Below are 11434 nucleotides of genomic sequence, written 5' to 3'. Positions count from 1 at the left end.
GGCGCGCCGGATCGAGCTCGAGCTCGCCGACGGTCAGGACGGTCGGTCGCTCCGGTGCGCCGCGACGCACCAGGGCCCGTAGGCGCGCAATCAGCACCACGAACGAGAACGGCTTGATCAGATAGTCGTCGGCGCCCAGGTCGAACGCATCGGCCAAGTCGTACTCGCTGCTACTCGTTTCCATCCGGGCACGTGGCGGGAACCGCGGCGCCACTGGGGATCCTGGCGGTGGTCGTCGGACTCAGCGGCAGCCGAGTCGCGAAGGGGCTGGTCGCGGTGGTCGCCGTGCTCGTCGTATCGGCCGTGGCACTCAGCCGCCTCTACCTCGGCGTGCACTAGCTCACCGCGCCCCGCTTCCACCCGGTCGCCTTGGCGCACGGGCCGTTCGGCATTGACCCGTCACATCAATTCCCTGCTCGACGCGGGCGGGGGAGGACGCGACGCATCCGGGGAGGACCGGCGGCGCGGGTGATCCTCTCGCTGGGTCGTCAAGGCGTCAGCCGAACCGCCGGATGAAGCCGCTCGGGACGACCGGCTGCGAGCTGCTTGACGTGGCCCGCCGCTCCGCCGGCGCTTTCATCGCGCACTTAGCGTCCGTTAAGGACGGTTGAGCCATCATGGCGTGATGAAGGAAAGCACCAGCAGGTTCGAATCACGCGTGAAGCCATTGCTTGCAGCGACGGGTGTCATTGCGTTCGGAGCGTTGGGAATTCTGAGCAGTGGGCACGACGCCCCCCAGACCGGCCCACACCTAGAGGCCGGATCGGGAAGTGCGCCGACCAACACCGTCTACACCCAACCGGTCGTAGGAGGCATGACCGTGGGTGCCACGAGCGTCGTTTCGTCGCCCAACTCGGTCCCCGAAGTCACCAAGGCCGTTCCAGCAGTTAAGGCCGGGTAACACCATGGCGTCCCACGCGAGAGTCGGACGTCTGCTTACCAGTCTGGGAGCGGGCTCCGTCGTCGTCACGATTAGTCTCTTGGCGAGCGCACCGGTGCAGGCGGGTTCGCTGCCCGACGAGACCGGTAAGAAGTACAGCGACGCGTCAGCGGCCTACTCGGGCGCGGGCTTCACGCCCATCGTATCGGCTGCCGTCGGCGACAAGGTGGCGTGGCCCGACTGCCTCGTGACCCATGCGCAGATACGCAACGCGAAGCCGCCGCCCAACTCCTCTGGTTCGGTAACCGCTCAGGTGCTGGTGTCCCTGAACTGCTACTCGGCGGCGGCCTCCGCGAAGAGTCCTGGCTATTCGGCAGCCAGTCCGGAAGCCAAGGCGATCGTGGCGGCGAACGCGAAAGCGAAAGCGCCCGCCGGCTAGGCACCCGCTGGTCGCCAACAGTGGAATCTGGGTGCCTTCCCGCCTCGGTTCAATTCCGTGCCCTTCAAGCGTCGAACCCTTGCGCGCAAGTGTCGAACCCTTTCGCGTAGCTACGATCTGGCCTGCGGGTCGGCGAGCATGCGACTAGCGCGCCGACGACGATCGCGACGATGACCGATGTCGCCATCGCACCCAACTGCGGACCACCGACGCCGCGGTTCCCGGATAGCAGATCGCCCAGGGATGCACCAAGCGGACGGGTCAGCACGTAGGCGATCCAGAAGGTCAGCACGCGAGACGATTCGACCACATCATGCACCGCCCCGACCAAACACATGGCGGCAATGAAGACCAGCGCGGACGCTAGCGAGCCGAATCCCGTTGCCTCGGCGACCAACTCACCTGCCGCGGTTCCCAATGCGGACGTGACGGCGACGGCAAGCCAGTAGAAGGCTTCCCGTCGCGGCGTGGTGATGTTGCCAACCGACAGGTCGTAGTCGATCAGATACCAGATGAGCAGCACCGCAAGCAAAGCCAAGCCGAAGAACGATACCGTTGCCGGCAAGGGGATCTCGAGGTCGTCGGTCAGCAGGCCGGTCACCGACGCGGCGACGATGCTCATCAATGCGACGGTCAGCCAGTACATTCCCGGCACGTACGAGCGCAAGCTCATCTGCACGACGAGCGTTGCACCGAGCACGGCCCACACCAGCAGCGCGGTCGCAGCCAGACCGAGACCAAGTTTCCCGTTAAGGACGTCGGCCATCGACTCACCAACCGTCGTCGACAGAATCGTGACGATCCAGAAGGACCGCGTGACCGCGGGCACCTTGCTCGAGGTGCTACGCGTCCGCCCCACCGGATCAGCCTGAACGACGCGACCTGAGGAAACGCTGAAGACTCTATGCGTCCCCGGACCGGTCACTCGAACGGCGGCTGACATGAAGAAGCCTCGAGCGCCTCAGCGCGCTCCGGCCCGCTGCCGTGCGTGGACACTGGCAACCGCAGGCGTCGTCGAACCCTGGCCCTTGGCCAGCGCCGGCGCGGCAGGGAGGCCGAGCCGTATTGCCAACCACGGCAAGCTGACCGAGAAGGCCACGCCCGCAAAGGGCCAATCGTGTTGGCCGGGCAGCGGCGCGAGCACGCACGCCACGTTCTTCGCCGCGGCCAGCTTGCACAGCGTCTGAGCGGCTTCGGCCTCCGCGTTCGGCCGACCGGCGGCTTGTCCTGGTGATGCGACGTATGCGAAGTACCCGGCGAGATCGGCGTAACGCTGGTGCCTGCCGATCACCGTCACGGGGTCGAAACTGGCCCACGCGTCGACGCTTCCACCGAAGAGCCGCGCAACGGTCTGCTCCCGAGACCCCATGTTGGGACCCAGGTCGCCTGCGATGTCGACAAACGCGCCGAAGATGTCAGGATGCATGAGAGCCAGATCCACCGCACACGTCCCACCCGACGAGAACCCGACCACACCCCAATTCCGTCGGTCCGCGCTGGCGGCGAAGTTCGAGACGACGAACGGCACGATGTCCTTCGTCAGATGGTCCGCGGCATTCCCGCGGGTGCCGTTCACGCACTCGGTGTCGACGTCGAACGCGCCGCCGGAATCGGCGAACACCAGAATCGGCGCAGCACCGCCGTGCAGGGCGGCGAAGCGATCGACGGTGGCGATCGCCTCGCCGGCGCGAGGCCAGTCCGACGGTGTGTTGAACTCCCCGCCGATCATCACGACCGCCGGCAGCCTCGGTGGTGGGTTCGTGGCGAACCAGGCCGGCGGGAGGTAGACGTATTCGTCCCGGTGTTTGAAGAGTGATGCGTCCGCGTTGATCGTCACTGACACCACGACACCGTGGTCGGGACGGACACCTCGACGCTGCATCGCGGTGACGGTGATTCGGTCCACCTGGTCGGAAAGGGGGCCCGAGGTCATCTGAATCCAGAAGGAATGCGGGGTCGGGAAGTAACCGATCCAAAGGTTCAGTACCAGAGCGGCACTGAGCGCACACAAGGGTACGGCCAGCGCGGACAGTCCGCGTCGCCACCAGTGTGCGGAGCGCCAGCCCAGTACGAGAATTGCCACCGCCAGGCCGCCGAACCCGACCCAGATCCACAACGACGCCGGCGGAGCGCCTCCGGCAATCGCCGCAGATGCTATGCACCAACGCGCGCCGAGCGCCATCAACGCGCCGGTGGCGACTGCGACGGGGAGCCACAGCATCCTCCACCGTCGCCCGCGCCATCCGATGGCCCACATCAAGGCCGTCGCCGTGAGGACCTGTACGCCGATCGGAATCCAACCATGCATCAACGAGAGGTGGCTGATGTCATACCACACGGCGCGGCCCCCCCGAGGAGCATCGTGAACGGTTCTCGGGCGCAAGCAGTCGACCCATGAACGCGAGCTCGCAGTGTTGCGTCAAGCAGGGTGCAGATCCCTGGAAGCGGGCGTCTGGCGACGGCGACCGCCGCTGGCCGTTCGTCATGACTGCCTTCCGCTCCGCACCGGTGTCGACACTCCTACGTTCGCACACAGACACTGAGAGAAGGCTGAGGTCGTCTCGGGCGCAGCACTTTTCAAGCAATGATCACCGCGGCGTTACGCGACGACTGATGCGTCGGTGCGCAGTTCCACCCGCCAATCAGCGCCACCGTGACCGAGACCTGCAATGGGACGCCGAGGGCGCCGTGGAGCACGGTGACCACGGGGCGACGGATGCACGTCGCGAAACCCGACGGCCCCGGCATCGGCGAGTTTCGCATCACGGTTAGTCGCCGCCGGTCGGGTATTGGCCGGTGTCGAGCCGATAACCCACCCCACGTATCGTCTGAATGGTGTTGGTGCCGAACGGTATGTCGATCTTGCGCCGCAGATAGCCGACGTAGACTTCGACGACGTTGGCAGCGTCGTGGCAGCGCGGCTCCCAGACGTTCTGTCGAATGTCGGCGTGGGTGACCACCGTGTCCCGATGGCGCATCAGATACTCCAAGACGCTGAACTCCCGCGGCGCCAGCTCGATGATCGAGTCGCCTCGGGCAACCCGGCGACGGATCGTGTCCAGCGACAGCGAACCGGCGGCCAGGACTACCGGCCGCTCGGAGGTACCGCGGCGCATCAGCGCGCGTAGCCTCGCGACGAGCACACTGAACGAGAACGGCTTCGTCAGATAGTCGTCGGCACCAAGATCCAGCGCATCGATCTGATCGTGTTCCTCGGACTTCGCGGTGAGCATCAGCACCGGCGTCCACACGTGCCGCGCACGCATCTGGCGCAGCACCTCGTAGCCGCTGAGTCCCGGAAGCATGATGTCGAGGATCACCACGTCGAATGACGGATCGGTCGCTTGCGCAAGACCCTCGTGCCCCTCAGTGGCGGTCACGACGACGAAGCCCTCCGCCTCCAGTCCACGGCGCACCGGGACGGCCAATGGCGCGTCATCGTCGACGAGAAGGACCTTCATCGTCGCCATCGGCACCGGTTGCGCGGCGAAGGCTTCGACCCCGAGCCGATGTGGTCCAGGATCGCAGGTAAGGACCGTCGACGCGCCGTGCCGTGGCCGACCAGCGGGTCGACACGCCAGATGTCTCGTCGCACATCGGCACGCTAAGGGTGCCGTGCTGAGGAAGTGCTGAGGAGCACCGACCGGGACTCAGTGTGCTCTCAGCGGCCTGTTGCCACAGTAGGTTCGACACCCGCCGGGTGAAGGGAGACAACCGGTGCAACACAGTCGACCGTCGCGCCCCGGCAACGCCGGGCACCGGGAGCTGCCGCGGGCATCTCATCACCCCATGGCGACAGACCGGTGAGCACGTGAAGCTGCTTCTCGTTGAAGACGAAGCGGGGCTCTCGTTGGCGCTCACCAAGGGGTTGCGCGCCGAGGGCTTCGTCGTCGTCGCCGAGGCAGACGGCGTCCACGGACTCGATCAGGCGACCGAGGAGTCGTTCGACGTCATGATCCTCGACATCATGCTTCCGGGACTCAGCGGCTACGAGGTACTGCGCCAGATGCGGGCTCGGAACGTGTCCACTCCGGTCATGATGCTGACGTCCAAGGATGGAGACTACGACCAGATCGACGCGCTGGATCTTGGTGCCGACGACTATCTGACGAAGCCCTTCTCCTTCAACGTGCTGGTCGCCCGGTTGCGGGCCCTCATCCGTCGTGACACCCCGCAACGAGCGACGGTGATGAGCGCGGGAACGTTGACCATGGACCCGTCCCGGCACTGGGTGCAGCGACTGTCCACGCCCATATTCCTCACACCGCGCGAGCACGGGTTGCTGGAGTACCTGATGCGCAACAAGGGCTCCATAATGACCAAGGCCGACATCTTGCACGATGTGTGGGACGCGCACTACGCGGGCCCCGACAACGTCGTCGAGGTCTACATCAGGTACCTCCGCCGCAAGATCGACATTCCGTTCGGCACCGCGTCGATCGAGACGATTCGTGGCGTCGGTTACCGATTGTCGTCACCCGGGCAGAGTCACGACGACCCGCGTTCCACCGCCGGCGCGCCCGTCCACGACGACCGTGCCCCCGTGGGCGGCCACGATGTCGGCAACGATCGATAGACCCAATCCCGTGCCTCCGCGGCTGCGCGCCCGGTCGGAGTCCAGTCGCACGAATCGATCGAAGACACGGCGACGCTCGGACTCCGGTATGCCTGACCCGTCGTCACCGACCACGAGGATGGCAGCGCTGACACGTCGGGCCACCTCGATGTCCACGCGTCCGGCGGCGTGCCGTGCGGCGTTGTCCACCAGATTGCGCACCACCCGCAATATGGCCCCGGTGTCGCCGATCAACGTGGTCGGTGTGATGTCGGTGTGTACGTCCAACCGCGTCTCGCGGCGCAATCGATCGGCCTCGCTCATCGCGATTTCGTCGAGCCGCACTTCGTCACTGCGCAAGTCCAAGGCCCGTTCGTCGGCTCGCGCCAGCGTGAGCAGGTCCTCGAGGAGCGCCTGCATTCGGTACGCCTCCGGCAGGAGGGTGCTGTTGGCCAGCTCGGCATCGTCCCGCAGTTCGACGTGCGCGTCGCGCACTTCCAACACCGAGATGATCGTCGCCAGCGGGCTACGGAGTTCGTGCGAGGCGTCACCGACGAATTGCCGCTGCGCGATGTGCCCCGCCTCGATGCGAGCCAGCATCTGGTTCATGGTGATCGCCAACGCGGAGATCTCGTCGTTCTGGTGCGGCACCGGCACCCGTTCGGCCAACTGAGCGCTGGATATCTCGGCGACGCGAGCACGGATCGCGTCGACCGAGCGCAGGGAGCGTTTCACCAAGCGGTAGCTCGCCGCAGCAGCCACGCCGATCACGAACGGCGCGGCGACGGCGAGCAGTACCACCACCGTCGCCACCGTCGACTCGGCCGCCTCGCTCGCACCGGCGACCAGCACGGCGTACCGGCCGCCGGGAGAATCGGCGAGCTGGCTACTGATGCGCAGTTCGCCGTCCGACGACGACGAAACGGGCATGCCCGAGCGCAGCGAGGTCGTGACATCACTGACGGGTACGAGTGGTGTGTCGGGCGCTGATGCCGAGCGCTGGTTCACCGTTCCGTCCAAGTCGACGATTTGAACGGAGGCGATGCGCTGGTCGTCGATCAACAGTCCGCCGTCCAGTTCGGCGGGGCTATCAGAGGAAAGACCAGCAGCGATGTCGCGCACCCGGCTCGCCGCGGCATCGTCGACGCCCTTGATGAGCGAGTGGTGGAGCACGGCGACCATGCCGACACCGACGATGGCGACCGCAACCAGCACCACCGTCGCCGACACCACGGCTGACTGCGCGGAGATGCCCCAAAAGCCTGGACTCAGCCGCTTCGAGCGCGGTCCGTGAACCCAGGGTGGGCGCTTTGCCCGGTCGTGCATCGACGCCGGTTCGGCATCGGTGGTGATGTCGGGTATCGGGTGATTCGGCTGTGCGGACATCGCCGCAGTGTCGCGTCGACAAGCTGATGTTCAGCTGAGAAGGCCACATTTCCATCTGCATGGGGACGAATGAGCGTGACCCACAGGTCCTTCTCCAAGCGGTGGAAGCCGGTCCATTGCTCGCCCGCGGCCACGTCCGCTTCGCGGCGATCGATGCGCGGGTCGAGGTCGTTGGGGAACGACTCGGCGACGGGCTCGATGCGCTCGTAGTACGTGCGCGCACCGGGAACTGCCGCTTGGCGCCGTCAACGTCACCGCCCTTGACCGCGGCCACGAACGCGTTCACAGCGGTGATCAGGGCGTCGGTCTGGCTGTTGACGTACCGCCTGTGTTGTCGGCGGCTTCCTTGTACTTGCCCTGGGTGTCGATCCGTACGGCGTCGCCAGTGACGGTGAAGTCCCCGCGCAGGCCGTCGCCGCTCATGCCGGGCTTGCAGGCGGTCTGGTACTTACCCGGCTCGGTCAGCTGGACGATGAGCTTGCGTTGCAGTCCAGGGGAGATGTTCTCCACCTCGCCCATCACGCGGTCGCCCGCGCCGTAGACGTAGAACTCGGTGATCTTGCTGCCGTTGTTGGTGATGACGAAGGTATTCGAACCGGTAACTGCCGTCGTACCGGACAGCTGGCACGCGGTGTCCGACGCGGTGACGGTGATCTGGCTGGCCACCCGGTTGCCGTCGGTTGGGTTTGCGGTGTCGGAATGTTTGGCCGTGCAGCCGGTCAACGTGAGGCCGGCCAGCAGAGCGGTCACGGCCGCGCCGCCAGCCTGAACGCGCGAGGCGCGCGATGACGTCATCGAGGTGACCCTTCGATGGGTGGGGTGGCTACATTGCATCCGGTGCCGTCGCCGTCGTCGGACGGGATGAAAGTCGGCGGCTCGTCGGCAGCCGCCGCTTCGTCGGAGACAACGACGTCGATGGGCCGGAGGAAGAGGGTGAGTATCACCACGAGGTAGCCCGACCACGCCGCGAGCTGGACGACGGTCGGGTCCGGTCTGAGGTTGAAGACGCCGTGCACGATCTCGCCGTACCACGCCGACCAGTCAAACCGCGACGAGATGTCGAAGGCCGCAGCGCCCCCGCCGGGAAGCCAACCCACCGTCTGCAGGGCGCGTACGCCGTAGCCCAAGATTCCTGCAGCCACCACGATCAGGAAAATGCCGGTGTACTTGAAGAACTTGCCGAGATTGATGCGGACCGCACCGGCATACATGCCATAGGCAATGGCCGCTGCCACTAGCACGCCCAATACCAGTCCGGTGAGTGGCCAGAGCGTTTCGGCTTCTGCGTATCCGACCATGAACAATGCCGTTTCGACTCCCTCCCGGCCGACGGCCAGGAACGCCAGCAGAAGCACTGCGAACGAGCCCGTTTCGAGCGCTACTGCCATTCCGGTGCGGAGTTCGCCCGAGATTCCGGCGGCGGCCTTGCGCATCCACAACACCATGGTGGTCGCGATGGCGACGGCGACGACGGACGCAATACCGGCGATGGCTTCGGCGGCGAGTCCATTCACCGTATACGCACTGAACTGAATGACCAGGAAGGTGGCGATCGTCGCGGCGACGGCGATGGCGACTCCGTGCCACACCCACTTGAGGGCGTCGCGCCGATCTGACTTCACCAGGAACGCCACCAGGATCATGACGACGATCCCGGTTTCCAGTCCTTCGCGCAGCCCGATCAATCCGCTGCCCAGCAGCTGCGAGGAGACGTTGGGGCCCGCGGCGTGGATACCGATCGAGGCCACCGTAACCGTTGTCATCAGTGTTTCGTCCTTTGACTCGACGCTGGACCTTGCCTAGCCGACGAAAGCAAGGGATGGCTTACCTTACTGATGTTCCCGCTGAGAAAACGCGAAGAATGCATTACGCGCTCGTCCCGGCGGCTCGACATTCCGGGGCCGCGACTGGTGGAGCCAACAGGCCAGCAGCTGCTGGCGTCGACTGGAGTGCCACCATCGCCGTTGGGGGCGATCCGGCCTGCCCTCAGGGTGCCCCGTCGGACATCCGAGTTCCGCACGCGAAGGTCGCTCTCAGTGGATCCTCAGTCAACGCCGCGCACAGTGTTCGAACGCCGAGCCGCGTAACCAGGAAGAGAGGTTCCGATGTCCCCGCCGACTACCTCAATCTTCTTGGCAACCGCAGCGGTCTTGGTGGGGTGTTCCGGTGGTCCTGCCGCCAGCAACGACACACTCGCGGATCGCCGCCCGGCGCCATCGCCGCGTTACGACGGCCGCCGAGATCAGGCCATCGTGCCTGCCGGCGAGAACGGTCGCACGTTTGCCATCGACATACCCGTCGCTGCGATCGTCCCGATCCTGGTTTCGGCCTCCGGCACCACGACCGAGCGGAGTGGTTCGTGTTTCGGCGGTTCGTCTAACGTCCATCTCGACGTTCGCTCGAGCGCGGTCACACTGAAGTGATGAAGACGTCTCTGTGGGTCCTTGCGTCGCCTTCGCAGTGGACGGTGCGCACGCGGACGACGGTGGCTGCAACCCTTGTCGTGACCGTCTGTCTGGTGCTGGCCGGCGGCGCACTGTTGCTGGTGTTGTTCCGCTCCTTGCAGACCTCGGCGCAAACGACGGCGGGTGCCCGCGCGGACCAGTTGGCCGATCAGTTGAAGACCGAGCCGCCAGCTGACTTGGACCGGTCGATGCTGGCCACCGACAGCCAGGTCGGCGTGGTCCAGGTGGTCGACCCAGTCGGCAGGCTCGTCGTGGTATCCGCGGGCGGCCCCGGCGCACCGCTGTCTTTGGTGACGGTGCCCCCGGGATCCCGAAAGTCCTTCGGCCGGGTCGCGCTCAATCGCGACAACGACTTCTGGATCATCGGTGCGGGCGCACAGACCCCCACCGGGCCGGTGACGGTACTGGTCGGCGCGGACCGGGAACCCGTGGAATCGGTCGTCACCACCATCGCCGGTCTGCTCGCCGTCGCCGGCCCCATCGTGGTCGCCCTGGTGGCGTTCGGCACCCACCGACTCGTCGGTGCCGCGCTAGATCCCGTCGAGCGCATCCGGTCGCGGGTGTCGTCGATGACGAGCGGCAAGCTCGCCGACCGGATACCGGTTCCTCCCGCCGACGACGAGGTCGCTCGCTTGGCCGTCACGATGAATGAGCTGTTGGATCGCCTCGAAGCCGGTCAAGCCGCCCAGCGCCGGTTCGTCAGTGACGCGTCGCACGAACTGCGAAGCCCGCTGGCCACGATCACCGCGGCTCTCGAGCTCGCCCACGGCCGTCCGGAACTGCTCGATCGCACCCTCGTTGACGAGTCCCTCCTGCCCGAAGCGCACCGCATGCGCCGCTTGGTCGAAGACCTGCTGCTGCTGGCTCGCTCCGACGAGCAGTTCGAACTGCGCAAGGAGGTCGACGTCGATCTCGACGACATCGTGTATGCCGAGGCGGAGCGGGTCCAGACGATTACCGGTCTGACGGTGTCGACCCAGATCCATCATGTCCGCGTCACCGGCGATCCCCGCGCTCTGGGGCGGCTCGTCCGCAACCTGGTCGACAACGCAATCCGTCACGCGGACAACGACATTCACCTCGAATGCACTCGATCACGCGATCACGTCGAGATCGTCGTCGCCGACGACGGGCCCGGCGTCCCGCCCGACGAGCGTCGCAGAATCTTCGATCGATTCGTGCGGCTGGATTCACCACGGGCCCGACACGCCGGTGGCGCCGGGCTCGGTCTGGCCATCGTCGCGCAGATTGCGGAGGCTCACCACGGCAGCGTCGAGGTGAGCGAATCCCCGAGCGGGGGAGCGCGATTCGTCCTTCGCCTACCGCTGTTCGTTGGCCAGCCGGTATCCGACTCCACGCACCGTCTCGATGCCGTGACCAGAGTGCGTTGAGCCGAGCTTGCGCCGCAGGTACCCGATGTAAACCTCGACGATGTTGTCGTCGCCGTCGTAGTTCGTGTCCCAGACCGAACGGACGATCTCACCCTTGGTGACGACGTTGCCTCGGTGCCGCATCAGGAACTCCAGCACGCCGTATTCACGTGGGGTCAGCGCCAACTCGATGCCAAACTGGGTGACGCGGTGGCGCGCCGGATCGAGCTCGAGCTCGCCGACGGTCAGGACGGTCGGTCGCTCCGGTGCGCCGCGACGCACCAGGGCCCGTAGGCGCGCAATCAGCACCACGAACGAGAACGGCTTGATCAGATAGTC

The 11434-nt window shown here is 66.0% G+C and carries 10 protein-coding genes and 3 pseudogenes; 4 read left to right on the top strand and 9 right to left on the bottom strand.

The window, feature by feature from the left end; all coding sequences use genetic code 11:
• Positions 1-184 (bottom strand): annotated as a pseudogene (locus tag QOI01_RS08495) (response regulator transcription factor); the annotation flags it as partial.
• A gap of 8 nt (positions 185-192) precedes the next feature.
• On the opposite strand from QOI01_RS08495, the gene QOI01_RS08490 reads away from it, so the two are divergent.
• Together QOI01_RS08490 and QOI01_RS08485 are read left to right on the top strand one after the other, a co-directional pair.
• Positions 193-339 (top strand): hypothetical protein, encoded by a 147-nt coding sequence (locus QOI01_RS08490; RefSeq protein WP_526379849.1) that lies wholly within the window; start codon positions 193-195, stop codon positions 337-339.
• Between the two features lie 641 nt (positions 340-980).
• Positions 981-1319 carry a hypothetical protein gene (locus QOI01_RS08485; protein ID WP_526379847.1) on the top strand — a complete coding sequence of 113 codons (339 nt, stop codon included), beginning with the start codon at positions 981-983 and terminating at the stop codon, positions 1317-1319.
• 64 nt (positions 1320-1383) lie between these two features.
• Here the strand turns inward: QOI01_RS08485 and QOI01_RS08480 are convergent, their stop codons facing one another.
• From QOI01_RS08480 to QOI01_RS08465, 4 genes are all read right to left on the bottom strand, one after another.
• A complete protein-coding gene (locus QOI01_RS08480; RefSeq protein ID WP_526379846.1) occupies positions 1384-2178 on the bottom strand; it encodes a COG4705 family protein in 795 nt (264 codons plus the stop codon).
• Positions 2179-2280: 102 nt separating this feature from the next.
• Positions 2281-3627: an alpha/beta hydrolase gene (locus QOI01_RS08475; RefSeq protein ID WP_526379855.1), complete on the bottom strand. Its 1347-nt coding sequence runs from the start codon at positions 3625-3627 to the stop codon at positions 2281-2283.
• A gap of 269 nt (positions 3628-3896) precedes the next feature.
• Complete coding sequence (locus QOI01_RS08470; protein ID WP_526379844.1) at positions 3897-4082, bottom strand: hypothetical protein; 186 nt, start codon at positions 4080-4082, stop codon at positions 3897-3899.
• Between the two features lie 5 nt (positions 4083-4087).
• Positions 4088-4780 carry a response regulator transcription factor gene (locus QOI01_RS08465; RefSeq protein WP_526379853.1) on the bottom strand — a complete coding sequence of 231 codons (693 nt, stop codon included), beginning with the start codon at positions 4778-4780 and terminating at the stop codon, positions 4088-4090.
• A 350-nt stretch (positions 4781-5130) separates the two neighbouring features.
• On the opposite strand from QOI01_RS08465, the pseudogene QOI01_RS08460 reads away from it, so the two are divergent.
• Positions 5131-5817: pseudogene (locus QOI01_RS08460) on the top strand (response regulator transcription factor); the annotation flags it as partial.
• Here QOI01_RS08460 and QOI01_RS08455 read toward each other — a convergent pair.
• The 3 genes and pseudogenes from QOI01_RS08455 to efeU all read right to left on the bottom strand — a co-directional run bounded on the left by QOI01_RS08455 (position 5794) and on the right by efeU (position 9023).
• Positions 5794-7200, bottom strand: coding sequence for a sensor histidine kinase (locus tag QOI01_RS08455; RefSeq protein WP_526379851.1), 1407 nt, complete (start codon positions 7198-7200; stop codon positions 5794-5796). The pseudogene QOI01_RS08460 and the gene QOI01_RS08455 sit on opposite strands and share 24 nt — an antisense overlap.
• Before the next feature lie 122 nt (positions 7201-7322).
• Positions 7323-8055 (bottom strand): annotated as a pseudogene (gene efeO / locus QOI01_RS08450) (iron uptake system protein EfeO); the annotation flags it as partial.
• On the bottom strand, positions 8052-9023 hold the full coding sequence (efeU, locus tag QOI01_RS08445; protein ID WP_526379842.1) for an iron uptake transporter permease EfeU: 972 nt from the start codon (positions 9021-9023) through the stop codon (positions 8052-8054). The gene efeU and the pseudogene efeO, both read right to left, overlap by 4 nt.
• 659 nt (positions 9024-9682) lie before the next feature.
• Here efeU and QOI01_RS08440 point away from each other — a divergent pair.
• Positions 9683-11116, top strand: coding sequence for a sensor histidine kinase (locus tag QOI01_RS08440; protein ID WP_526379840.1), 1434 nt, complete (start codon positions 9683-9685; stop codon positions 11114-11116).
• Here QOI01_RS08440 and QOI01_RS08435 read toward each other — a convergent pair.
• Positions 11045-11434: winged helix-turn-helix domain-containing protein (locus QOI01_RS08435; RefSeq protein WP_526379838.1), on the bottom strand; the 390-nt coding region annotated here is incomplete at its 5' end. The two genes, QOI01_RS08440 and QOI01_RS08435, sit on opposite strands and share 72 nt — an antisense overlap.

It is taken from the genome of Mycobacterium sp. (assembly GCF_032162605.1).
Taxonomy (GTDB): Bacteria; Actinomycetota; Actinomycetes; order Mycobacteriales; family Mycobacteriaceae; genus Mycobacterium.
This window is presented reverse-complemented; position numbering and strand designations above follow the sequence as displayed.